The sequence below is a fragment of the Mycobacterium sp. genome (genome assembly GCF_035623875.1).
GTDB lineage: Bacteria > Actinomycetota > Actinomycetes > Mycobacteriales > Mycobacteriaceae > Mycobacterium.
On the sequence record NZ_DASPSP010000240.1, the window covers coordinates 20,679 to 44,402 of the forward strand.

At 65.6% G+C, this 23,724-nt stretch carries 17 protein-coding genes and 1 pseudogene; 11 read left to right on the top strand and 7 right to left on the bottom strand.

The window, feature by feature from the left end; translation table 11 throughout:
• The first annotated feature begins 21 nt into the window (after positions 1 to 21).
• From VEI45_RS19620 to VEI45_RS19630, 3 genes are read left to right on the top strand one after another with little or no spacing between them, the layout of a single operon-like run.
• Positions 22 to 1,185: a MalY/PatB family protein gene (locus VEI45_RS19620; RefSeq protein ID WP_414687538.1), complete on the top strand. Its 1,164-nt coding sequence runs from the start codon at positions 22 to 24 to the stop codon at positions 1,183 to 1,185.
• Positions 1,186 to 1,206: 21 nt separating this feature from the next.
• Positions 1,207 to 1,635, top strand: coding sequence for an HIT family protein (locus tag VEI45_RS19625; RefSeq protein ID WP_324856193.1), 429 nt, complete (start codon positions 1,207 to 1,209; stop codon positions 1,633 to 1,635).
• 10 nt (positions 1,636 to 1,645) lie between these two features.
• Complete coding sequence (locus tag VEI45_RS19630; RefSeq protein ID WP_324856194.1) at positions 1,646 to 2,092, top strand: nitroreductase family deazaflavin-dependent oxidoreductase; 447 nt, start codon at positions 1,646 to 1,648, stop codon at positions 2,090 to 2,092.
• Here VEI45_RS19630 and VEI45_RS19635 read toward each other — a convergent pair.
• Positions 2,089 to 3,138 (bottom strand): LLM class flavin-dependent oxidoreductase, encoded by a 1,050-nt coding sequence (locus VEI45_RS19635; protein ID WP_324856216.1) that lies wholly within the window; start codon positions 3,136 to 3,138, stop codon positions 2,089 to 2,091. The genes VEI45_RS19630 and VEI45_RS19635 overlap by 4 nt on opposite strands.
• A gap of 20 nt (positions 3,139 to 3,158) precedes the next feature.
• On the bottom strand, positions 3,159 to 3,998 hold the full coding sequence (locus VEI45_RS19640; protein WP_324856195.1) for a uracil-DNA glycosylase: 840 nt from the start codon (positions 3,996 to 3,998) through the stop codon (positions 3,159 to 3,161).
• Positions 3,999 to 4,075: 77 nt separating this feature from the next.
• Here VEI45_RS19640 and VEI45_RS19645 point away from each other — a divergent pair, with 77 nt between their 5' ends.
• The 4 genes from VEI45_RS19645 to VEI45_RS19660 all read left to right on the top strand — a co-directional run bounded on the left by VEI45_RS19645 (position 4,076) and on the right by VEI45_RS19660 (position 8,740).
• On the top strand, positions 4,076 to 5,332 hold the full coding sequence (locus tag VEI45_RS19645) for an MFS transporter (protein WP_324856196.1): 1,257 nt from the start codon (positions 4,076 to 4,078) through the stop codon (positions 5,330 to 5,332).
• A gap of 20 nt (positions 5,333 to 5,352) precedes the next feature.
• Positions 5,353 to 6,720: an FAD-binding oxidoreductase gene (locus VEI45_RS19650; protein ID WP_324856197.1), complete on the top strand. Its 1,368-nt coding sequence runs from the start codon at positions 5,353 to 5,355 to the stop codon at positions 6,718 to 6,720.
• Between the two features lie 188 nt (positions 6,721 to 6,908).
• Positions 6,909 to 8,144 (top strand): cytochrome P450, encoded by a 1,236-nt coding sequence (locus VEI45_RS19655; protein ID WP_324856198.1) that lies wholly within the window; start codon positions 6,909 to 6,911, stop codon positions 8,142 to 8,144.
• Positions 8,144 to 8,740, top strand: a complete 597-nt coding sequence (locus tag VEI45_RS19660; RefSeq protein WP_324856199.1) for a helix-turn-helix domain-containing protein — start codon at positions 8,144 to 8,146, stop codon at positions 8,738 to 8,740. The genes VEI45_RS19655 and VEI45_RS19660 overlap by 1 nt, the downstream gene beginning before the upstream one ends.
• A 19-nt stretch (positions 8,741 to 8,759) precedes the next feature.
• On the opposite strand, the gene VEI45_RS19665 is transcribed toward VEI45_RS19660, so the two are convergent.
• Both VEI45_RS19665 and VEI45_RS19670 read right to left on the bottom strand, forming a co-directional pair.
• A complete protein-coding gene (locus tag VEI45_RS19665; RefSeq protein ID WP_324856200.1) occupies positions 8,760 to 9,896 on the bottom strand; it encodes an acyltransferase in 1,137 nt (378 codons plus the stop codon).
• The gene (locus tag VEI45_RS19670) at positions 9,893 to 11,602 is read right to left on the bottom strand and encodes a DEAD/DEAH box helicase (RefSeq protein WP_324856201.1); all 1,710 of its coding nucleotides are present in this window, start codon (positions 11,600 to 11,602) and stop codon (positions 9,893 to 9,895) included. Before VEI45_RS19670 ends, VEI45_RS19665 begins: the two co-directional genes overlap by 4 nt.
• 86 nt (positions 11,603 to 11,688) lie before the next feature.
• Here VEI45_RS19670 and VEI45_RS19675 point away from each other — a divergent pair, with 86 nt between their 5' ends.
• The gene (locus VEI45_RS19675; protein ID WP_324856202.1) at positions 11,689 to 12,270 is read left to right on the top strand and encodes an LppP/LprE family lipoprotein; all 582 of its coding nucleotides are present in this window, start codon (positions 11,689 to 11,691) and stop codon (positions 12,268 to 12,270) included.
• A gap of 45 nt (positions 12,271 to 12,315) precedes the next feature.
• The gene (locus VEI45_RS19680; protein WP_324856203.1) at positions 12,316 to 15,756 is read left to right on the top strand and encodes a TM0106 family RecB-like putative nuclease; all 3,441 of its coding nucleotides are present in this window, start codon (positions 12,316 to 12,318) and stop codon (positions 15,754 to 15,756) included.
• On the opposite strand, the gene VEI45_RS19685 is transcribed toward VEI45_RS19680, so the two are convergent.
• Entirely contained in the window at positions 15,753 to 17,891 is a 2,139-nt protein-coding gene (locus VEI45_RS19685) for an MFS transporter (protein WP_324856204.1), read from the bottom strand. The genes VEI45_RS19680 and VEI45_RS19685 overlap by 4 nt on opposite strands.
• Entirely contained in the window at positions 17,888 to 18,487 is a 600-nt protein-coding gene (locus tag VEI45_RS19690; RefSeq protein ID WP_324856205.1) for a PadR family transcriptional regulator, read from the bottom strand. The genes VEI45_RS19685 and VEI45_RS19690 overlap by 4 nt, the downstream gene beginning before the upstream one ends.
• A gap of 181 nt (positions 18,488 to 18,668) precedes the next feature.
• Here VEI45_RS19690 and VEI45_RS19695 point away from each other — a divergent pair, with 181 nt between their 5' ends.
• Together VEI45_RS19695 and VEI45_RS19700 are read left to right on the top strand one after the other, a co-directional pair.
• Positions 18,669 to 19,424: a hypothetical protein gene (locus tag VEI45_RS19695; RefSeq protein ID WP_324856206.1), complete on the top strand. Its 756-nt coding sequence runs from the start codon at positions 18,669 to 18,671 to the stop codon at positions 19,422 to 19,424.
• A gap of 184 nt (positions 19,425 to 19,608) precedes the next feature.
• Positions 19,609 to 23,319 carry a multifunctional oxoglutarate decarboxylase/oxoglutarate dehydrogenase thiamine pyrophosphate-binding subunit/dihydrolipoyllysine-residue succinyltransferase subunit gene (locus VEI45_RS19700; protein ID WP_324856207.1) on the top strand — a complete coding sequence of 1,237 codons (3,711 nt, stop codon included), beginning with the start codon at positions 19,609 to 19,611 and terminating at the stop codon, positions 23,317 to 23,319.
• Here the strand turns inward: VEI45_RS19700 and VEI45_RS19705 are convergent.
• A pseudogene (locus tag VEI45_RS19705) lies at positions 23,263 to 23,640 on the bottom strand (hypothetical protein); the annotation flags it as partial. The gene VEI45_RS19700 and the pseudogene VEI45_RS19705 sit on opposite strands and share 57 nt — an antisense overlap.
• Positions 23,641 to 23,724 lie beyond the last annotated feature (84 nt).

Genomic DNA, 23,724 nt, shown 5'->3' on the forward strand with positions numbered 1-23,724 from the left:
ACTACTGCTATGCACGGCAGCATGTTCGATCAATTGAGCGAGGAGCAACTGCGCGGGCGCAAGACGATCAAGTGGAACCATTTCGGGCCCGACGTGTTGCCACTGTGGATCGCCGAGATGGACTTCCCCACCGCACCGGCGGTCGTCGACGGCATCCGCGCTTGCGTAGCCGACGAGGAGTTCGGTTATCCGGCGTTCCGGGAGGACACCCTCGCGCGGGCGACCGCCGACTGGTGCCGACGCCGTTACGGCTGGCCCGTCGCGCCCGAGCGGGTTCGCGTCGTTCCGGACGTCCTGAAAGGCATGGAACTCGTCATCAACTTCCTCACCAGACCCGAGAGCCCGGTGGTGCTGCCCGTACCCGCCTACATGCCATTCTTCGACCTTCTTCGGATCACCGGTCGCCAGCGTGTGGAAATCCCTATGCTGCAAGATAATTCGGGTCGCTACGTGCTGGATCTGGATGCACTCGACGCCGCATTCGCAAACGGGGCCGGATCGTTGATTCTCTGCAATCCGAACAACCCGCTGGGCACCGCATATCGCGACGACGAGCTCCGCGCGATCGTCGACATCGCGGCACACCACCACGCCCGGGTCATCGCCGACGAGATTCACGGACCGCTGGTCTACGGACGGCCGCACGTCGCGGCTGCCTCGGTATCCGACACGGCCGCGCACACCGTCGTCACCGTGATGTCGGCGTCCAAGGGCTGGAACCTGCCGGGTCTGATTTGCGCACAGGTGATCCTGTCCAACGAGCAGGACGCCCGCGACTGGGAACTCATCAACAAGCTGCACAAGATGGGTGTGTCCACCATCGGTATTCGCGCCAACATCGCCGCCTACGACCACGGCGCCGACTGGCTCGACGAGCTGCTCGGCTACCTTCAGGCCAACCGCGACCACCTGGCGGCGACCCTGCCCGAATTAAGTCCGGGCCTGAAGATAAATACCCCGGAGGCCACCTACATGTCGTGGGTCGATTTCCGAGCGCTGAACCTGCCGACCGAACCCGCTGAGCACCTGCTGTCCAAGGCGAAGGTGGCGCTCAGCCCCGGCATCCCGTTCGGCGCCACGGTGGGCTCGGGTTTCGCCCGGCTGAACTTCGCCACCACCCGCGCCGTCCTCGACCGGGCGATCAACGCGATCGCCGCCGCGCTACCGGATACCGGCGCCGGCTGAACGAACGGCTACCGTGGCGGCATGTCGTGTGTGTTCTGTGCGATCGTCGCCGGAGAGGCGCCGGCCATCCGCATCTACGAAGATGACGGCTACCTGGCCATCCTCGACATCCGCCCGTTTACCCGCGGCCACACGCTGGTAGTGCCGAAAAAGCACACCGTCGATCTCACCGACACCCCGGCGGAGACCCTGGCCGACATGATGGCGATCGGACAACGGATCGCCAAGGCCGCCCGCGCGACGGAGTTGGCCGACGCCACCAATGTCGGTATCAACGACGGGTCGGCTGCCTTCCAAAAGGTGTTCCACATTCACCTGCACGTACTGCCGCGGCGCAGTGGCGACAAGCTGTCGGTGGCCAGGGGGCTGCTGCTGCGCCGCGACCCCGACCGCGAGACGACCGGTCAGATCCTGCGGGAAGCGTTGGCGCGGATCGACGCCGAGCGGTAATACTGGGCGAATGGCTCCTCCGTCCTGGATTGAACAAAGTTTGCTACCAACGGTGTTGCGCGTGCACGACGCGGTTTATCGCAATACGAACGGCTGGATCGGGCATCGGACGCTGGGGATACCCAGCCTGCTGTTACACACGGTCGGCGCCAAGACCGGCCGGGCCCGCACCGCGTCGCTGACCTATGCCCGCGATGGCGGCGACTACTTGATCGTCGCCTCGAAAGGCGGCGATCCGAAGGCGCCCGGGTGGTATCACAATCTGAAAGCCAACCCGAACGTCGAAATCAACGTCGGCCCAAAGCGTTTCGGCGTCACAGCCAAGCCCGTGCTACCCGATGACCCGGATTACGCCCGGCTGTGGCAGATCGTCAACAAGAACAACAGCAATCGATACGAGGCTTACCAGAAAAAGACATCGCGGCCCATCCCCGTGGTTGTGCTGAGCGCTCGCTAAAACAACTCTTTGGCCAGTAGCTCCAGCGTGGTCTCGCGAGCCGGGGCAGTCGCAGGATCGGTGCCGCGGTGTGCCGATGCGACCGGGTGAACCATCACCTCGTCCACGTCGAAGCGCTTCGCCAGCGCGTGTAGTTGTTCGGCGGCCTCGGCGGGTGTCCCAAGCACCGCGCGGCGCAGTCCGCTGCTGACGATGCGCTGCTGCTCGGGTGTCAGTTCAGCCCCGCGAGCGTCCTCGACGAGTTCCAGCGGCCCCAGCGGTTGCCCGGTCCGTAACCGGGCCATCATGTGCAGGTTCGGCAGCATCAATGCCGTTGCCTCTTCGTGGGTTTCGGCCACTGCGGCGTTGACGGTCAGGAACGTCACTGGCTCGGCGGCCAGCTCGCTGGGCACGAACTGCGACCGGTAGAGCGCAAGCGCCTCCTCGGTTCCCTTGCCCGAGAAATGGTGGGCGAACACGTAGGGCAACCCCTTGGCCGCGGCCAGCCGCGCCGAATACAGCGACGAGCCGAGCAGCCACAGTCGCGGCTCGCTGGCGGCGGCCGGTGTGGCCTTGAGAATGTAGTCCCCGTCGCGCAATTGCACGGATACTCCCCGGGCACTCATCATTGCTCGCACGTGGTCGAGATAGTCCGGAAAGTTCGCGATGTCTTGGTCAAGGGCCGAGCCGTCTCGTCCGGCGGCGCCGCGTAACAAGATCGACGTCACCGGATCCGAGCCGGGCGCTCGGCCGATGCCGAGGTCGATACGGCCCGGTGCGGCCGCTTCCAGCAGCGCGAACTGCTCGGCCACTGCCAGCGGTGCGTGATTGGGCAGCATCACACCACCTGACCCCAGCCGCAGCTGCGACGTCTGCGCCGCCAGATAGGCGATCAACACCGGCGGGCTGGTCGCACCCACCGACGGCATGTTGTGGTGCTCGGCGACCCAGTAGCGGGTGAAGCCCAGCCGGTCGGCGGTCTGCGCCAGGCGCACGGTGGCCGCCAGTGCATCCGAGGTGGTCTGGTCGGTGCGCACCGGGACGAGGTCAAGCACAGAAAGGCGCATAGCAGCGTCAACGCCGACGGTCACCCGGATAGTCCTGCGATCGCCGCTGCCCGGCCGAAGACATCGTCGAGCATCTGCGTGGTCAGCTTGCCGGTGAACGTGTTCTGCTGACTGGGGTGGTAGCAGCCCAGCTGCACCACCTCCCCGTGGTCGGTGCGCAAGGTCGCGGCGGCGCCGTGGCCGAATTTCGGCTGCGGACGAGGAACCTCACCACCTGCGGAACGGACCATGTCCAACGACGAGCGCCAGCCGAATCCGCCCAGCGCCACGATGACCCGCACGCCGCCGCCGGTCAGCCGCCACTCGGCGGTCAACCACGGCGCGCACGTCGCCCGCTCGGCCGGCGTCGGCGAGTTGTCCGGCGGCGCGCAGCGTACCGCCGCCACCACCCGGGTGCCATTCAGCGTCAGGCCGTCGGCGGCGTCCACGCTGATCGGCGAATTCGCCAAGCCGGCCCGGTACATGGCCGCGTACAGCACATCCCCGGACCGATCACCGGTGAAGACCCGACCGGTCCGGTTGCCGCCATGGGCGGCCGGAGCCAGCCCGACGATCATCAACCGTGGGCGCTCTGCACCCCAACCGGGCACCGGCCGGCCCCAGTACGGCTGGTCGGCAAACGATCGCCGTTTGGTCAGCGCGGTTTGCTCCCGCCACTCGACCAGTCGAGGGCAGGCTCGGCACACCGACACCTCGGCGTCGAGCTGTGCCGGCGATTCGACAGCCAGAGCCATCGCGGCCACCTGCGCTGGCGCGGAGGCCACCGCGGTGCGGGCGGTCGCCGGATCACCGGGCCAGCCGGTGCCGGGCGGCACCGGAGAGCCGAAGAGCGATCCGGTACGCGGGTGGGCGAGGCTCACCGCTCTACTGTGCACGAACGGTGAAAATCGCTCGCCCGCCGGGCATGGGCGCTGCTAGATTGCCTCCCGGAATTCCCATGGCCACTTCGTCCACCGCGTCCCAGCCATCCCGCCGGCCCATCTACCTCATCCTGTTCGCGGCGTTGGCCGCTGCCGCCGGCAACGGTATCTCGTTGATCGCGTTTCCCTGGCTGGTGCTGCAGCACCACGGCAGCGCATCCGATGCCTCGATCGTCGCGGGAGCGGCCTCGTTGCCGCTGCTGTTCTCTACTCTGATCGCTGGCACGGCGGTGGATTACCTTGGCAGAAGACGTGTTTCGCTTATCTCCGATGCCCTATCGGCGACCACGGTGGCGGCGGTTCCAGTGTTGGCGATCATGTTCGGGCACGGCAGCATTACCGTCGGCGTGCTCGCCGTGCTGGCCGCACTGGGTGCGCTGTTCGACCCCGCCGGCATCACCGCGCGGGAGTCGATGTTGCCCGAGGCCGCCACGAGTGCCGGGTGGACCCTGGACCGCACCAACGGCTTCTACGAAGCCATTTTCAACGTCGCCTACATAGTCGGCCCAGGGCTCGGCGGTCTGCTGATCGCCACCATCGGGGGCATCAACACGATGTGGGTCACCGCCGGTGCGTTCGGTGTCTCCATCCTCGCGATCGGCGCCCTGCAGGTGCCCGGCGCCGGAGCGCCACCGGGTGCTGCCCGCCCCGAAGGGCCGTGGTCCGGGATGCTCGATGGGCTGCGGTTCGTGTGGAATCTTGGGGTACTGCGCACGCTGGCACTGATCGACTTGGCAATGACCGCCCTGTATCTGCCGATGGAAAGTGTGCTGTTCCCCAAGTACTTCACCGACCGCCAAGAGCCTGCGCATCTTGGGTGGGTGCTGGTGGCGTTGAGCATCGGCGGATTAGCCGGCGCGCTGGCGTACCCGCTGCTGGTCCGCCGCCTGAGCCGACGGTGGACGCTGTTGACGGCCACGTTGACGCTGGGCGTGTGCACCGCGCTGATATCGACGCTTCCACCGCTGCCGGTGATCCTTGTGCTGTGTGGGCTCATCGGCCTCGTCTACGGGCCGATCGCCCCGATCTACAACTACGTGATGCAGTCCAAGTCCCCGCCGCAGCTGCGCGGCCGGGTGGTCGGCGTCATGACGTCGCTGGCGTATGCCGCCGGCCCACTGGGCTTCATGCTGGCCGGCCCGCTAACCGATGCCACCGGGCTTCGGACGACGTTTCTGGTTCTGGCCATTCCGATGATCGCCATCGGCCTGGTGTCGCTTCGACTTTCCTCGCTGCGGGAGTTGGACGAGTCACCCCGGCCCGGCCTCGTCTAGGCATCCGTAGGATCGCTGCCATGGTCGCGGATGTGCTGGCCGGCCTGATCGCCGGGCTGCCGGAGGGGATGGTGGTCACCGACCCCGCGGTGACCGAGTCCTATCGGCAAGACCGTGCCTTCGACCCATCGGCGGGAAAGCCGATGGCGGTGGTGCGGCCGCGGCGCACCGAAGAGGTGCAGACCATCCTGCGGTGGGCCAGTGCAAACCATGTCCCGGTGGTGACACGCGGCGCGGGTAGCGGCCTGTCCGGAGGCGCCACCGCCGTGGACGGCGGAATCGTGTTGTCCACCGAGAAAATGCGCGACATCGACGTCGACCCGGTCACCCGCGTCGCGGTGTGCCAACCCGGATTGCTCAACGCCGAGGTGAAAAAGACGGTCGCCGAATACGGACTGTGGTATCCGCCGGACCCGTCGTCGTATGAGATCTGCAGTATCGGCGGCAACATCGCGACCAACGCCGGCGGACTGTGCTGTGTGAAATATGGCGTCACCACCGACTACGTGCTGGGTGTGCAGGTGGTGCTGGCCGACGGCACCGCGGTCCGGCTGGGCGGCCCGCGGCTCAAAGACGTCGCCGGACTGAGCCTGACCAAGCTGTTCGTCGGCAGCGAGGGCGCCCTGGGCGTGATCACCGAGGTCACACTGCGACTGGTGCCGCTGCAGCAGCCGCTGAGCACGGTGGTCGCCAACTTCGCGTCGGTGGAAGCCGCTGCCGAAGCAGTACTCGCGGTGACCGCACGGATGCGCCCGGCGATGTTGGAGTTCATGGACTCGGTCGCCATCAACGCGGTGGAAGACAAGCTGCGGATGGGCCTGGACCGCGGCGCCGCCGCGCTGCTGCTGGGGGCATCTGATGAACGCGGGAATGGCGGGGCCGAAGACGCCGAGTTCATGGCCGGGGTGTTCAGCAAATGCGGTGCGACCGAAGTGTTTTCGACCGACGACCCGGACGAGGGCGAGGCGTTCGTCGCCGCCCGCCGGTTCGCGATCCCGGCGGTGGAGGCCAAGGGTCCGCTGCTGCTCGAAGACGTCGGGGTGCCGCTGCCCGCGCTGGCCGACCTGGTCGCCGGGATCGCGCGTATCGCCGCCGAACGTGAGCTGATGATCTCGGTGATCGCTCACGCCGGCGACGGCAACACCCATCCGTTGATCGTTTGCGATCCCGCCGACCCTGCGATGACCGAGCGAGCCCAGCTGGCATACGGAGAGATCATGGATCTTGCCTTGCACCTCGGCGGCACGATCACCGGCGAACACGGTGTCGGGCGGTTGAAGCGTCCGTGGCTGGCCGGCTATCTCGGGCCCGAGGCCATGGCGCTGAATCAGCGCATTAAAGACGCGCTGGACCCGCTGGGCATCCTGAACCCCGGCGCGGGTGTCTGAGTCACCCCTGCCACAGCAGTTCCCGATTCGAGCGGGCTTTTTGCCCGCCTCTGAGGGAAAACTTGGGCGCCTACCAACAGGTCCGCCGTCAAGCACCCCGGTGCTTCTGCGGCAGGTGTGACCTGTGTGAGAGGAAAGGGCGCAGCCACGCCGTTGACACATGCAGCAGCTTGTCGTACAAATAAGACATGACAGCGAGTCTGTCTCACGAGCCTCGGTTTCAATTGGCGACCGCCGAAACCTGGCCCAACCCGTGGCCGATGTATCGCGCGCTACGCGACCACGACCCGGTGCACCACGTCGTCCCGCCGAAACACCCCGAGGACGATTACTACGTCCTTTCCCGGCACGCCGATGTCTGGTCCGCGGCCCACGACTACGAGACGTTCTCCTCCGCCCAGGGGTTGACGGTCAACTATGGCGACCTGGAAATGATTGGGCTGAAAGACAATCCACCGTTTGTGATGCAAGATCCACCGGTGCACACCGAGTTCCGCAAGCTGGTGTCACGCGGATTCACTCCCCGTCAGGTGGAGGCGGTAGAGCCCAAGGTGCGTGAGTTCGTCGTCGAGCGCCTCGAGAACCTGCGGGCCAACGGCGGCGGCGACATCGTCATCGAACTGTTCAAGCCGCTGCCCTCGATGGTGGTCGCTCATTACCTCGGTGTGCCCGAGGAGGATTGGACGCAGTTCGACGGCTGGACCCAGGCGATCGTTGCAGCTAATACGGGCGAAGGCGGCGTCACCGGCGCGCTGGAAACCCTCGGCGACGCGGTCGGGTCGATGATGGCCTACTTCACCCAGCTGATCGAGCGGCGCCGGACCGACCCCGAGGACGACACCATCTCCCACCTGGTCGCCGCCGGGGTCGGCGGCGACGGCGACATCTCCGGCATGCTGTCGATTCTGGCGTTCACGTTCACGATGGTCACCGGCGGCAACGACACCGTGACCGGGATGCTCGGCGGCTCGATGCCGCTGCTCCACCAGCGACCCGACCAGCGAGAGTTGTTGGTGAACAGCCTCGAACGCATCCCGGACGCCGTAGAGGAGCTGTTGCGCCTGACCACGCCGGCGCAGGGCCTGGCGCGCACCGTTACCCACGATGTGACGATCGGCGACACCACGATTCCGGCCGGACGGCGAGTGTTGCTGCTGTACGGGTCGGCCAACCGCGACCAGCGGGTGTACGGACCGGACGCCGACGAGCTCGACGTCACCCGATGCCCACGCAACATCCTGACGTTCAGCCACGGCGCGCACCATTGCCTGGGCGCCGCCGCGGCCCGGATGCAGTCACGGGTCGCGCTGACCGAATTGCTATCCCGCTGCCCACGTTTCGAGGTCGACGAGGCGGGCGTCGTATGGGCCGGCGGAAGCTATGTGCGGCGTCCGCTGTCGGTTCCGATTCGAGTCACGTCCTGATGGCGGCCAATGACTGGCTCTCGGAGCGTCGCATCGAGGTAGCCGCCGATCGCATCCTGGACGCCGCCGAGGAGCTTTTCACCCGGCACGATCCCGCTTCGGTCGGCATGAACGAGATCGCCAAGGCCGCAGGATGTTCCCGCGCGACCCTCTACCGCTACTTCGAAAACCGCGAAGCGTTGCGAACCGCGTATGTAAACCGCGAGACCTACCGGCTATTCGATGAGATCAAAGAAAAGATTAGTGGCATTGCCGACCCACGCGAACGCCTGACTGCAGGCATCGCCACCACCCTTCGCCTGGTCCGCGAAAGCCCGGCGCTCTCGTCGTGGTTTGCCACTACGCAGCCGCCGATCGGTGGTGAATTGGCCGAGCAATCCGACGTGATCACTGCGCTGGCCGCGGCGTTCGTAAACTCGCTCGGCGCCGACGACCCGGCGGTCGTCGAAAACCGCGGCCGCTGGCTGGTCCGGGTGATCACGTCGCTGCTGATCTTCCCGGGCCGCGACGTGACCGACGAGCAGGCGATGGTCGAGGAGTTCGTCGTCCCGATAGTGGTGCCGGTCGAGCAGTCGGCTGGTCACACCGCTGAATGACAGTGATTCTCAGCGGGTCTCAGCTGCGCACGCGGGTGAAGCGGTGCAGCAGCCAGGCCAGCGGGATAGTCAAGACAATCGTCGCCACAAACAGCCCAAGCATCGAACCGGTGTAAACGTGATCTTGCATCACGTAGACCATCGCGAAATCCATTGTCACCAAGTGGATCAAGAAGATCTCATAGGAGATCTCCCCTAGCCACACCATCGGCCGGGTCGCGAGAAACCGGCAGTACCAGCCCTCGTTGCCCAGCGCCAGCGGCGCCACCGCCAGCGCGGCGATCGCCGCGTAGAACACCGCTTTGTACAGCGCTTGCGATAGGCCAAGCGGCGATGTCGTCGGATCCCCCGCGATCGGCGTCGAAGCGATGAAGTAGCAGATGACGGCCAGCGGCAACGCGATGAAGGCGTAACAACGCACTCCCATCGCCTGCAGAACCGCCAGGCTCATGCCGGCGAGAAACCAGATCAGATAAGTGGGCAGCCACAGCCGGGCTCCATTGGGCACCGAGGTCGTCAGGTGCACCACGATCAGCCATGCCGGAGAAACCAGCGCCAGCGCGCCCAGTCCTAACAACAGCAACCTCGGCCGCCATTGCCGTCGGCACACGACTACCAACAGCAAGTAGGCCAGCAGCGGAAGCGCCACATAGAAGGCAGCTTCCACCGCCAAGCTCCACATCTGGGTCAAACCCTGATGCAGATACCCCTTTAGGTAATTGAAGGTGTAGATCTGCGTCAACGTCAGATTGCGCAACAACCCGATCCAGGTGTGGCCGAAATTGGGCCCGGCCGTTCGGAAGTGATAGATGACGTACGCGATCAGCACGGTAACGATGTAGGCCGGCATGATGCGCCGGACCCGGTGCCAGGCGTAGCGGCTGACCGACGGCGACGGGCCACCGGTGGCAAGTGATTTCACCCAAGGCCGAAACAACAGGTATCCGGACAACACAAAGAAGATCGGGACACCGATCTCCATCCGGGAACACACCAGCCCGAAGTAGCCTTCGATGTATTTGCCGGTGGCGTACGCGGCGTGCGTCCCGACAACGAGAAGGGCGGCGACAGCGCGGATACCCGTCAGCGACGCGACCCGGTCCGGCCCGGAGACCTGTTCGAGTCCTCCCTGGGCCGGGGTCTCGGCTCGGGTCATCCGGTGTATTCCCGCCGCTTCGGGCCGCGGTCAACACGCTTGGACTTGTCTCGACCCTGATCAGGCCGCAGGTTGATCAGCACACCGGAAATACGAGTCCGCTCAAGAGCTTTGAGTGTTTCGCGGGATAGTTTGGTCGGCAACTCCACCAGTGAGAAGTCGGGTTTGATGGTGATGTGGCCGAAATCGCTCCGGTGCAAGCCACCTTCGTTGGCGATGGCGCCCACGATCGCGCCCGGCCCGACCTTGTGCCGCTTCCCGACGGCAATGCGGTAAGTGGCGAAACCCTTCCTGGAGCCCTCGCCCGCTTTACGGGTGGACTTGGCGGGCCAGTCCTCACGTTGTTTGGGACGGCGGTCGGGCGGTGGCTCCGGTGACATGAGGAAGGCTTCGCCGTCGCGCGATTGCAGCGCCAGCGCCGCCGCGATTTCGGCCATCGGCACGTCGTGCTCGCGCTCGTAGTCCTCGACCAGGCTGCGGAACAACTCGATGCCCGATGAGCCAAGGCTGTCGGTGATGGAATCGGCGAATTTCGCCACCCGCTGCGCGTTGACGTCTTCGACGGTGGGCAGTTCGGCCTCGGTGAGCTTCTGCCGCGTTGCCTTCTCTATCGCCTTGAGCAGGTGGCGTTCTCGCGGAGAGACGAACAGCAGCGCGGCGCCCGACCGCCCCGCTCTGCCGGTGCGCCCGATCCGGTGCACATACGACTCGGTGTCGTGCGGGATGTCGTAGTTGAGCACATGCGATATCCGCTCGACGTCCAGCCCCCGGGCAGCCACATCGGTGGCAACCAGGATGTCTAGTCCTTTTGCGCCGCCCTCCTTCAGCGCAGCGATAGTCCGCTCGCGTTGGCTCTGCGGGATATCGCCGTTGATCGCTGCCGCGGAAAACCCCCTGGCGCGCAGCCTTTCGGCCACCTCTTCGGTGGCTTGCTTGGTGCGGACGAACACGATCATCGCCTCGAACGGCTCAACCTCCAGCACGCGGGTCAGCGCGTCCATCTTGCGCGGACCGGCGACCTGAATGTAGTGCTGCGAAATATTCTCGGCGGTGACGGTTTTCGCCTCGACGCTGACTTCGGTCGGGTCGTGCAGATACTTGGCCGTGAGTTTGCGGATCGCCGGTGGCATCGTCGCGGAGAACAACGCGACTTGTTTGTATTCGGGCGTCTCGGACAGGATCCGTTCGACGTCTTCGGCGAAGCCCATGGTGAGCATCTCGTCGGCCTCGTCGAGCACCAGGTAGTCCAGCCGGGAGAGATCCAATGTTCCGCGTTCCAGGTGGTCGATGACTCGGCCGGGAGTTCCGACTACCACCTGTGCGCCACGTTTCAATCCGGACAGTTGCACCGCATACGAGGATCCACCGTAGATCGGCAGCACGTTGATCTGGGGCAGGTGAGCGCCGTAGCGGCTGAAGGCCTCGGCCACCTGGAGCGCCAGCTCGCGAGTGGGCGCCAGCACCAGCGCCTGAGTCGCTTTGCTGGTGGTGTCGATCTTGGACAGGATCGGGATCGCGAAAGCGGCAGTCTTGCCCGTCCCGGTCTGCGCCAGCCCCACCACGTCCGACCCGGCCATCAAAGCCGGAATCGTGGCCGCCTGAATCGCCGACGGTGACTCGTAGCCGACATCGGCGACGGCCTGCAAGACCGAGGGGTGGATCTGCAGGTCGGCAAAGGTCGCGGGGGCGCTGTCCGGTGAGGCCATTTGATGACAAATTCTAGGGCGTGGTCAAACAATGCTCGGCCACGCCTGCCACGTCGACAGGACCGATCAGGGTACGGTGCGACCTTGTGTGGACACGACACTGCGGTGTCCTGCGGTTGACTGGGCTTGCCGCTGCCGCACTGATCGCCGCGAGCGTGGCTGGCTGCGGATCGGGCGACTCGACCGTTGCCAAGACGCCGCAGGCGATGACGGCCCGTTCGAACTCCGCGCCTCGCGTACCGGGCCCGCCGGCCGCGGCCCCCACCAGCACCAGCTCCGCAGCAGCCGACCCCTGCGCGGTCAGCCTCGGCGCGCCCGCGATCGCCAGAGCGGTGTCGGAGCTCCCCCGCGACCCCCGCAGCCAGCAGCCATGGAGCCCCGAACCGTTGGCCGGCAACTACAACGAATGCGCCCAGCTGTCCGCGGTGATCGTCAAGGCCAACACCAACGCCGAGAGCCCCAACACCCGGGCGGTGATGTTTCATCTCGGCAAGTTGATACCGCCGCAAGGAGTGCCCGACACCTACGGATTCAACGGGATCGACACCTCGCAGTGCACCGGCGATACGGTGGCGTTGGTGTACTCCGGCGGTATCGGCCTGCCCAGCGTGGTGAAGTTCCGGTGGAACGGCAACGGGGTCGAGCTCATCGCCAACGCCGGAGGCTGACGAAGCTCCCCGATCCTGTCGGTGCCTCGGCCTACAGTTGCTGCTGTGTTCAGGGCAGGTGACAGCATCATCTACAGCGCGTCGGATCTCGCAGCCGCCGCCCGCTGTGAATACGCCCTGCTGCGGGATTTCGACGCAAAACTCGGCCGAGGTCCCGGCATCGACGTCGAGGACGAATTACTCGCACGCACCGCCGCGCTCGGTGACGAGCACGAGCGCCGCCGACTCGATCAACTGCGTGAGGAATTCGGCGACGGGGTGGCCGTGATCGGGCATCCCGCCTACACCATCGCCGCTCTCTCCGCCGCCGCCGCGGCGACGCGGCGGGCCATTGCCAACGGCGCCGCGGTGGTGTATCAGGCCGCGATGTTCGATGGCCGCTTCGTCGGGTTCGCCGATTTCCTCGTGCGTGATGGCCAGGATTATCGGGTTTCCGACACCAAACTGGCCCGCTCGGAGAAAGTCACCGCACTGCTTCAGATCGCGGCCTATGCCGACACCTTGAGCCGCTCGGGTATCCCGGTATCCGCGGAGGCCGAGTTGGTGCTCGGCAACGGTAAGGCAGTGCGCTACCGCATCGATGAGCTGATCCCGGTGTACTCCGAGCAGCGGGCGAGATTGCAGCGGCTGCTCGATGAGCACTATGCCGAGGGCACACCGGTGTGCTGGGAAGACGAGCGGGTGCACGCGTGTTTCCGCTGCCCGGCCTGCGAGGAGCAGGTGCGCGCAACAGACGATCTGCTACTGGTCGCGGGCATGCGGGTAACTCAGCGCGCCAAGCTGGTCGACGCCGGAATCACCACGCTCGCCGAACTGGCCGACCACACCGGACCGGTTGCCGATCTACCGGCCCGCACGCTGGACAAGCTGGTCGCGCAGGCCAAACTGCAAGTCCGCCAACGCGACACCGGCACACCGCAATTCGAGGTGGCCGACCCGCAGCCGTTAGCGTTGCTGCCCAACCCCGACGAGGGAGATCTGTTCTTCGACTTCGAAGGTGACCCACTCTGGACGGCCGACGGCACCGACTGGGGCCTGGAATATCTGTTCGGCGTCTTGGCAGGCGGGCGGTCGGGGACTTTCCATCCGCTGTGGGCACATGACCGCCGCGACGAGCGCAAGGCATTGGTCGACTTCCTCGCGCTGGTGGCCAAGCGGCGCAGGCGCTTCCCGAACATGCACATCTACCACTACGGCTCGTACGAGAAGACAGCGCTGCTGCGCCTCGCCGGACGCCACGGCGTCGGGGAAGACGACGTGGACGAGCTGCTCCGCAGCGGGACTCTGGTCGACTTGTATCCGATCGTGCGCAAGAGCATTCGCGTCGGTAGCGAATCTGTCGGCCTCAAGGCCCTGGAGCCGTTGTACATGGGATCGGAGCTGCGCTCCGGCGATGTCACCACGGCCACCGACTCGATCACCCAATACGCGCGATACACCCAGCTACGCGGCGACGGCCAGTCCGAGGAGGCCGCGACCGTGCTGAAAGAGATCGAGGACTACAACCTCTACGACTGCCGATCCACCCGTGCACTGCGCGACTGGCTGCTGATGCGGGCTTTCGAATCCGGCATCACACCGATAGGTGCCCAGCCTGTTTCGGATGGCGAAAGCATCGAGGACCATGACCGGCTGAAGTCCGTTCTGGACGAGTTCACCGGAGATGCGGAGGTCGGCGCCCGCACTCCCGAGCAGACGGCAGTCGCCTTGGTAGGCGCTGCACGCGGCTATCACCGCCGCGAGGACAAACCATTCTGGTGGGCGCACTTCGACCGACTGAACTACCCGGCTGATGAATGGGCAGATGACACCGACGTCTTCATAATCAGCGACGCAACAATCGCCGTCGATTGGGACAGGCCGCCGCGTGCACAGAAGCTGCAGCGACGGGCAGAACTGGCCGGCGAATTGGCGCGCGGCGCACTCAACCGCGACGTCTTCGCGCTCTACGAGCCACCAGCCCCGCCGGGCCTGACGGATAGCCCTGACCGACGGGCGGCCGGCCGCGCCACCGTCGTCGAGGCCGACGACTGGATCGCACCGACCGAGGTGCTTGTCGTCGAACGAGTTCCGAAGGACGGCAATACCTTTCATCAGATTCCGTTCGCCCTCACTCCCGGCCCGCCCATTCCGACGACGCCACTTCGAGATTCAATCGAATCGACGGCCGCCCACGTCGCCGCCGGACTGCCGCAACTACCCCGCAGCGCATTACTCGACATTCTGTTGCGCCGCGCGCCTCGAACGCGCAGCGGCGCGGCTCTACCGCGGAGCGGCGAAGTCATCGAGGACATCACGGCCGCTTTGCTCGACTTGGATTCGTCCTACGTGGCGGTGCACGGACCGCCCGGAACCGGCAAGACGTACACCGGCGCACAGGTCATCACGCACCTGGTCGCCGAGCACGGCTGGCGCATCGGTGTTGTCGCGCAATCGCATGCCGTAGTGGAGAACCTGCTCGACTGTGCGATCGATGGCGGCATCGATGCGCTACGTGTCGCAAAGAAACAGTCCGACCGCCAAGAGGCCCGCTGGCAACAGATCACCGAGCAGGAATACGCCGGATTCATCACCGGCACTGCGGGATGCGTGATCGGCGGCACCGCATGGGACTTCGCCAACCCAAACCGCGTTCCGCCCGGCAGCCTGGATCTGCTGGTGATCGACGAGGCCGGCCAATTCTGTCTGGCCAACACCATCGCCGTGGCATCGGCTGCGGCGAACCTGCTGTTGCTGGGCGACCCCCAACAGTTGCCTCAGGTCAGCCAAGGCACACATCCCGAGCCGGTTGACGGGTCTGCGCTGGGTTGGCTGGTCGAAAACCACCGCACCTTGCCTACCGAGCGTGGCTACTTCCTGGACCGCACGCACCGCATGCATCCGGCGGTTTGCGCGCCGGTGTCGGCGTTGGCCTATGAAGGCCGATTGCAGTCGTACGCCGACATCACCGCCGCGCGTCACCTCGACGGATATCCGCCCGGGGTCCACGTCCTTCGGGTCCGCCACGCGGGCAACTCAACCGAGAGCCCGGAAGAAGCCGATGCCATCGTGGCACAGATCAAGCTGCTGGTCGGCTCGGCGTGGACCGATGAGCGTGGCGCCCGCCCCTTTGCAGCCGCGGATGTCCTTGTGTTGGCGCCCTACAACGCGCAGGTGGTCTTGCTGCGGCAGCGGCTGGCCGCCGCTGGGTTCGGCGATGTCCGAGTCGGGACCGTCGACAAGTTCCAGGGCGCGCAAGCACCGGTGGTGCTCATTTCGATGACGGCCTCATCCGTGGCAGATATTCCACGGGGAATTCCGTTCCTGCTCAACCGAAACCGGTTGAACGTGGCGATCAGCCGCGCACAGTATGCGGCAGTGATCGTGCGTGCCGAGGCGTTGACCGACTACCTGCCCACCGCACCCGCGGGTTTGGTGGAGCTGGGTGCGTTCCTGGCGTTGACGGCCTGCGGCACTCCGGCCGACGTCGGTGCGTCAACCGGCTAGTGATCCCGCAACGAATGCCGTCCGTGGCCGGCTGTGTCGTCCGGATCGGCGCGGTAGTGCCGGTTGCGTGGCCGCGGCGACTCAGATCGGTCTTGGTGCCGCTCATGCCGCGACGGTCTGGGCGGCAATGAGAATTCCTCGATCGGCCGAAAGCGCTGCTCATCGTCGACATGAAAACCATTGCGGACGAACCCGATTGGCTCGAACTCCGACACTTGCGCGAGGTCGTCGAGCAGACTGTGCCACGATTCGACGGGTGCCCCATGCCAGGTCTCGGCGGGTGCCGGTCGTGGGTGCTCGGCGTGCACCGGCAACGGTTCGGTATCGCCCTCATCGGCACGGGGTTGGGTCGGCTCGACGTTGCGGAACCGCTCGGGTGAGGCGGCGCGCGCAGGCGCCAACGTGTATTCGACGTAATCGTCGTCATCGTCGAAGCCGTCCCGGAAGCCGTCGTGATGGCCGACCGGATAGCCGCTCCGGTGGTCGTCTGCAATGTTGTGGGAAGCGCTGGGCCTTAGCCGAATCCGCTGAGTCCGCGCCTCGGAACCATCCTGGTGGCCGGCTCCGTCGTCGCCCGCGCCGGCGCGCGGTCGCTGGTCGCCGGCAGACGTCGAGTCGGTGAAGCCGATCATGAATAGCGCCGCCGCTACGCCGAATAGCGCAATGAACGCCGGCAGCAGCATCGACTGGGACATCGCCGCCGAAAACGGCTCGCGCAGGAACTCCGGCAGCTCCAAGGCGTTGCCCTTGCCGCCCTGCGGACCGAACGCCTCGGCGCCGGGCATCGGCGGCATCTCGGACGTGATCCTCGACGTCATGAACGACGCCATGCCGGCGCTGCCCAACACGGCGCCGACCTGGCGGGTCGCGTTGTATACACCGGAACCGGCGCCGGCCAGCCGCGGCGGCAGGTTGCGAGTCGCGGTGGCGGCCAACGGCGACCAGATGAACGCCATCCCAAAACCCAACGCAACGAACGGCAAAACCAACTGCGAGGTGGGCGCCGACGGCGTCATCACGATCGAGAGCCAGGTCAGTCCGATCGCCAAAACCGAAAAGCCGAACCCGACCACCGACCGGGGGTGGGAACGGTCGACGATCTTGCCGACGATCGGCGCAAGCAGACCACTGGTAATCGCCATCGGCGCGGTCAGCAGAGCCGAACGGGTTGGCGACAATCCGCACACCGCCTGCGCGTAGAACATCAGCGGCAGCACCATCGCCGTGGCCGCGAACCCGATGACTACCCCGGCGAGATTGGCGAGGCTGAAGTCGCGGTCACGGAAGATGTCCAGCGGGATCAGCGGCTCGTGGGTGCAGATCGACTGCCAGTAGACGAACGCCGTCATGAACCCGACGCCGGCGACGAGCACCGCCCAGATCCACGGCGCCCAGCCACCGGACTGCCCCTCCTGCAGAGCGAAGACGATGAGGAACATCGCCAGCCCGGACAATCCCACGCCAACCAGGTCGAATCGGTGTTTGTGCGTGGGCAATACCGGAATCAGCCAGACGGCCAGCCCCAGACCGATGATCCCGATCGGGACGTTGATGAAGAAAATCCATGCCCAGCCCAGTGCGTCCACCAGCACACCGCCGGCCAACGGTCCAACCAACGTGGCAACGCCGGCGGTGGCACCCCACACGCTCATCGCCATCCCGCGGCGTTCCGGCGGGAAGATGCGGGTGATCACTGACAGCGTCTGAGGGGTAAGCACCCCGGCGCCGATGCCTTGCACCACCCTGGCGGCGATCAGCATCCCGATCGTCCCTGAGAAGCCACACCACAGTGAGGCGGCGGTGAATACCGCGAGGCCGAACAGATAGAGATTTTTCGGACCGAGCCGGTCACCGAGTCGGCCGGCCACCAGCAACGGAACCGCGTAAGCAAGCAGGTAGGCGCTGGTCACCCAGATCACCACGTCGTAGCCGGTGCCGAGCTTGGTCATGATGGTGGGATTGGCTACCGCGACGATCGTCGAGTCGAGCAGGATCATGAAGAAGCCGACCATCATGGCCCACACTGCGACCCAGGGACTTGCGGCTTGCCCGGGCTTCATCGGCTTCGTCGCCGTCGCACCACCAGCGCGTCGGGGGCCGCCGCCGGTTCGCCCGCGAACCGTCGCCGTGGTCATATCCCCACCTCATCTCGGCTCCGCACCTTGGTATCGGACGCCGCCTGCCGCCACTCCAGCTGACCGGATCGCAGCGAGCTGGCAAACTCACGCAGCCACGAGAGCTCGGCCTGCATCGTTGCCAGCAAGTAGTCCAATGCCACCAGATATCCACCTGGTGTGACACCTGCGTCGCGAAGCGCCATGATTTCGGCGGCCCGGGCCTCCAGCGCCCCGACGCGTTCATGGACCGCGTTCGCCGCGGCATCAATACCCAGGGCATCGACCTCAGCAAGTGCGACGACGAACTGCGGGAACTCGTGGACCGGTGTTGCGATCAGTTGGCAGACCCGCTCAGCAAGCGCTTCAGCGCCGGCCTCGGTGATCTCGTAGATGGCGCGCTCCGGCCGCTTCCCGTCCCGGGCCGTCGCCGCCCGCAGGATCAGTTTCTCCTCGGTCAACCGGTCCACAACGTGATACAGCGACCCCGGCCGGACCTTCACGATGCGGTCCGCTTGTCGTTGGACGAGGGTCTGAAACATCTCGTAGCCGTGCATCGGGCGCTCCCGTAGCAGCGCCAACACCGAGATACCCAACGACGTCAGTTGGTGGGGCATCATTATCCGTCCAGCTTGGCGGGCTGCACCAGCTCTTCGTTGGGAGGCGCACGGCCGCGCATCGTCAGGAAGCGTATTTCCAGCGGATTATTCCTGGTGGAGTAATCGCGATAACACCTGCCCCACGTTTCGAGGCACCGGCGCTAGCCTGAAGGCATTCGACATAGCACGGAGGCACCTAATGAGCGCCCGACGCACGCACTCAGCGGACGACTCGCTGCCCGCCACCACCAACGGCAAGCCCAAGGCATCAACGCGCGCATTGGCGCACATCATCGAGCGCAGCTCACGGATTCAGGGACCTGCGGCGACGGCATATGTGGACCGGCTGCGCCGCGCGAACCCGGAGGCCGCCCCATCCGTAATCGTCGCCAAGCTGGAGAAGCGGTTCCTGGCCGCCGTCACTGCCAGCGGCGCGGCGGTGGGTTCGGCGGCGGTGCTACCGGGCTTTGGCACGCTGGCCGCACTGTCCGCCGCCGCTGGGGAAACGGCGGTGTTCCTCGAGGCCACCGCATTCTTCGCGCTGGCGATGGCGGCTGCGCATGGCGTCCCGGCCGAAAACCGGGAGCGGCGCCGCGCCCTGGTGCTGGCCGTGTTGGTCGGCGACGACAGCAAGCAGGCCATCGGCGAGTTGATCGGTCCGGGCCGGACCAACGGCGCATGGCTGTCGGAGGGCGTGGCGTCGGTGCCGATGCCCGCGCTGGCACAGTTGAATTCGCGGTTGCTCAAGCGCGCTGTCAGGCGGTACACGCTGCGGCGCAGCGCGCTGTTGTTCGGCAAGATGCTGCCGATCGGTATCGGCGCTCTCATCGGCGCCATCGGCAACCGGCTGGTGGGCAAGAAGATCGTGCGCAATACCCGCAACGCGTTCGGTGCGCCCCCGGGTCGGTGGCCGGTCACGTTGCACCTGCTACCCACGGTTAACGACGCCGGCTAGCAGGGCTTGCCGGCCCGGTGCGGTGCTGATCAAGTCACATGGCGGATTGCCGGCAAAGGGTTAGCCTTTATGGGGCGGAAACTGTCGGAGCCGCTGCAGGTGAGATGCGCCGACACCTGTGCAGGAAGTGGCGAGCGCCACGTAGCGCGCTTGCCGGACAGAGGAATCGAGGCGAGCAGCTGCCGTGAGCAGTACGAGTTCACCATTCGGGCAAAACGAATGGCTGGTCGAGGAGATGTACCGCAAGTTCCGGGAAGACCCTTCCTCGGTCGATCCGAGCTGGCATGAATTTCTGGTCGACTACAACCCCGAGCCGACGGGCGACGGTTCGACCACCGCTGACGAGCCGACAGCCCCGGCTCCGGCCGCCACGGCCGTGCCCGCCCCTGCACCCGCGCCGTCGCCTCCGCCGGTTCCCACGGCTACCCTCGGCAACGGCGTGACCAGCGCCCCGGCGACGCCGGCGCCTCCGCACCCTGTCGGCCCGGCACCCGGCGATGGTGATGAGGTCCAGGTGCTGCGCGGTGCGGCCGCCGCCGTCGTCAAGAACATGTCCGAGTCGCTGGATCTCCCGACGGCCACCAGCGTTCGGGCCATCCCAGCCAAGCTGATGATCGACAACCGCATCGTCATCAACAACCAGCTCAAGCGCACCCGCGGCGGCAAGATCTCCTTCACCCATCTGCTGGGTTACGCGTTGGTGCAGGCGCTCAAGGCGTTCCCGAATATGAACCGGAACTACGCCGAGGTCGACGGCAAGCCCACCGCGGTCACACCGGCGCACATCAATCTCGGGCTGGCGATCGACCTACAGGGCAAGGACGGCAAGCGTTCGTTGGTGGTGGCCGGCGTCAAACGATGCGAGACCATGCGATTCGCGCAGTTCGTCACCGCGTATGAAGACATCGTCCGCCGAGCCCGCGACGGCAAGCTGACCGCCGAAGACTTTGCCGGCGTGACGATTTCGCTGACAAACCCCGGCACCATCGGCACCGTGCACTCCGTGCCGCGGCTGATGGCCGGTCAAGGCGCCATCATCGGCGTTGGCGCAATGGAATACCCGGCCGAATTCCAGGGCGCCAGCCAGCAACGCATCGCCGAACTGGGTATCGGCAAGTTGATCACGCTGACCTCGACGTACGACCACCGCATCATCCAGGGCGCGGAATCGGGTGACTTCCTGCGCACCATCCACGAAATGGTGCTCGCCGACGACTTCTGGGACGAGATCTTCCGGGAGATGGGCGTCCCCTACTTGCCGATTCGGTGGAGCACCGACAATCCCGACTCGATTGTCGACAAGAACGCCCGCGTGATGGAGTTGATCGCCGCGTACCGCAACCGCGGCCATCTGATGGCCGACATCGACCCACTGCGCTTGGACAACACCCGTTTCCGCAGCCACCCCGATCTCGAGGTGCTCACCCACGGCCTGACGCTGTGGGACCTCGACCGGGTGTTCAAAGTCAACGGCTTCGCCGGTTCCGAATACAAGAAGCTGCGCGATATTCTGGGCCTGCTGCGCGACGCCTACTGCCGGCACATCGGCGTGGAGTACACCCACATACTCGATCCCGAACAGCTGCAGTGGCTGGAAAAGCGCGTCGAGACCAAGCACGTCAAACCGACTGTGGCCCAACAGAAGTACATTCTGAGCAAACTCAACGCGGCCGAGGCGTTCGAGACATTCCTGCAAACCAAATACGTTGGGCAGAAGCGGTTCTCGCTGGAAGGTGCCGAAAGCACCATCGCGCTGATGGACGCCACAATCGACCAGTGCGCCGAGCACGGGCTCGACGAGGTCGTCATCGCGATGCCGCACCGGGGTCGGCTCAATGTGCTGGCCAACATCGTCGGCAAGCCTTACTCACAGATCTTCTCGGAGTTCGAAGGCAATCTCAATCCCGCCCAGGCGCACGGTTCCGGTGACGTCAAGTACCACCTTGGCGCCACCGGCGTGTATCTACAGATGTTCGGCGACAACGACATTCAAGTGTCGCTGACCGCTAACCCGTCACACCTGGAAGCCGTCGACCCGGTGCTGGAGGGCCTGGTTCGGGCCAAGCAAGACCTGCTCGACCATGGGCCGACCGACAGCGAAAACGAAAAAGCCTTCTCGGTGATGCCGCTGATGCTGCACGGCGACGCCGCGTTCGCGGGCCAGGGAGTGGTCGCCGAGACGCTGAACCTGGCGAAGCTGCCCGGTTACCGCGTCGGCGGCACCATCCACATCATCGTCAACAACCAGATCGGTTTCACCACCTCGCCGGAATACTCCAAGTCCAGCGAATACTGCACCGACGTCGCCAAGATGATCGGCGCGCCCATCTTCCACGTCAACGGTGACGACCCGGAGGCCTGCGTGTGGGTGGCGCGCCTAGCCGTGGACTTCCGGCAGAAGTTCAAGAAAGACGTCGTCATCGACATGGTGTGCTACCGACGGCGCGGGCACAACGAGGGCGATGACCCGTCGATGACGAACCCAGCCATGTACGACGTTGTTGACACCAAGCGTGGGGTCCGCAAGACGTACACCGAAGCTCTGATCGGCCGTGGCGACATCTCGATGAAAGAGGCCGAGGACGCGCTGCGCGACTACCAGGGCCAACTGGAGCGGGTTTTCAACGATGTCCGTGAACTGGAGAAGCACGGGGTACAGCCAAGCGAATCGGTGGAGTCCAACCAGATGCTCGCCGCGGGACTCGACACCGCGGTGGACAAGGCGTTGCTGGCCCGTATCGGCGACGCATTCCTCGCCCTTCCTGACAGGTTCACCGCGCACCCGCGCGTCACGCCGGTTCTGGAGAAGCGCCGAGAGATGGCCTACGAGGGCAAGATCGACTGGGCGTTCGGCGAACTGCTGGCGTTGGGTTCGCTGGTGGCCGAGGGCAAGTTAGTGCGGCTGTCCGGGCAAGACACTCGCCGTGGCACCTTCTCCCAGCGCCATTCGGTGATCATCGATCGCCACACCGGCGAAGAGTTCACGCCGCTGCGACTGCTGATGACCGATCGGGACGGCAACCCGACCGGCGGCAAGTTCATGGTTTACGACTCGCCCCTGTCGGAGTATGCGGCCGTCGGCTTCGAGTACGGCTACACCGTCGGTAACCCGGACGCACTTGTCTTGTGGGAGGGCCAGTTCGGCGATTTCGTCAACGGTGCGCAGTCGATCATCGACGAGTTCATCAGCTCCGGGGAGGCAAAGTGGGAGCAGCTGTCCAGTGTGGTGCTGCTGCTGCCGCACGGACACGAAGGCCAGGGGCCCGACCACACCTCCGCCCGCATCGAACGCTTCCTGCAGCTGTGGGCGGAGGGTTCGATGACAATCGCGATGCCGTCGACCCCGGCCAACTACTTCCACCTGTTGCGCCGGCACGCCCTCGACGGTATCCAGCGCCCGCTGATCGTGTTCACACCGAAGTCCATGCTGCGCAACAAGGCCGCGGTCAGCGACATCAGAGACTTCACCGAGACCAAGTTCCACTCGGTGCTCGAGGAACCCACCTATGAGGATGGCGTCGGTGACCGCGGCAAGGTCACCCGAATGCTGCTGACCAGCGGAAAGCTCTACTACGAGTTGGCGGCACGCAAGGCCAAGGACAATCGAGATGACGTCGCGATTGTGCGCATCGAACAGCTCGCCCCGCTGCCGCGCAGGCGAATCAGCGAAACGCTGGACCACTACCCGAACGTCACCGAATATTTCTGGGCGCAGGAGGAGCCGGCCAATCAGGGCGCGTGGCCCCGCTTCGGCTTGGAGCTGCCCGAGCTGTTCCCAGGCAAACTGACTGGGATCAAACGCATTTCGCGTCGTGCCATGTCGGCGCCGTCGTCCGGTTCATCGAAGGTGCACGCTGTCGAACAGCAGGAGATCCTCGACGAGGCGTTCCGCTGAGCGAAGCGAAGCGGAACGGCGCTCGCTCAGGCCACCGCGCCGGCCCGCGACCACGTGCTGGCGTTGCGGTTCGTTGCGGTACCGGGACGCGTCGCCGTTGATTTTGCAGATCCGCCACATCAGCTTGGCGATGCGATTCATCAGTCCGGTGTCGTCGCAGAGCATCCGGACGTCGGCGAACATGTCGCGCAGGAATTGCCGCGATTCCGGCGCGCAGAAGACTGCTTGGCCCAGCATCCGCATGATCAGCGGGACGTACAGCGACAGCAAGAACCGCCTCCGCCCGGCCAGGTCCGGGACACGCTTGAGCAGGTACTCATGGTAAGACGCGAAGACAACCTGGGTGGATGGATCGCCGGGCGACGTCTCCTCCGAACTCCAGGTCTGGGTGCGTGACCGGCGACC

What these genes read in the sequence shown, in the direction of transcription:
- VEI45_RS19695 (WP_324856206.1), top strand. Translation starts at nt 18,669, where the DNA reads ATGAGCGCCCGACGCACGCACTCAGCGGACGACTCGCTGCCCGCCACC.
- VEI45_RS19625 (WP_324856193.1), top strand. Translation starts at nt 1,207, where the DNA reads ATGTCGTGTGTGTTCTGTGCGATCGTCGCCGGAGAGGCGCCGGCCATC.
- VEI45_RS19655 (WP_324856198.1), top strand. Translation starts at nt 6,909, where the DNA reads ATGACAGCGAGTCTGTCTCACGAGCCTCGGTTTCAATTGGCGACCGCC.
- VEI45_RS19650 (WP_324856197.1), top strand. Translation starts at nt 5,353, where the DNA reads ATGGTCGCGGATGTGCTGGCCGGCCTGATCGCCGGGCTGCCGGAGGGG.
- VEI45_RS19665 (WP_324856200.1), bottom strand. Translation starts at nt 9,896, where the DNA reads ATGACCCGAGCCGAGACCCCGGCCCAGGGAGGACTCGAACAGGTCTCC.
- VEI45_RS19635 (WP_324856216.1), bottom strand. Translation starts at nt 3,138, where the DNA reads ATGCGCCTTTCTGTGCTTGACCTCGTCCCGGTGCGCACCGACCAGACC.
- VEI45_RS19685 (WP_324856204.1), bottom strand. Translation starts at nt 17,891, where the DNA reads ATGACCACGGCGACGGTTCGCGGGCGAACCGGCGGCGGCCCCCGACGC.
- VEI45_RS19645 (WP_324856196.1), top strand. Translation starts at nt 4,076, where the DNA reads ATGGCCACTTCGTCCACCGCGTCCCAGCCATCCCGCCGGCCCATCTAC.
- VEI45_RS19690 (WP_324856205.1), bottom strand. Translation starts at nt 18,487, where the DNA reads ATGCCCCACCAACTGACGTCGTTGGGTATCTCGGTGTTGGCGCTGCTA.
- VEI45_RS19670 (WP_324856201.1), bottom strand. Translation starts at nt 11,602, where the DNA reads ATGGCCTCACCGGACAGCGCCCCCGCGACCTTTGCCGACCTGCAGATC.
- VEI45_RS19660 (WP_324856199.1), top strand. Translation starts at nt 8,144, where the DNA reads ATGGCGGCCAATGACTGGCTCTCGGAGCGTCGCATCGAGGTAGCCGCC.
- VEI45_RS19630 (WP_324856194.1), top strand. Translation starts at nt 1,646, where the DNA reads ATGGCTCCTCCGTCCTGGATTGAACAAAGTTTGCTACCAACGGTGTTG.
- VEI45_RS19620 (WP_414687538.1), top strand. Translation starts at nt 22, where the DNA reads ATGTTCGATCAATTGAGCGAGGAGCAACTGCGCGGGCGCAAGACGATC.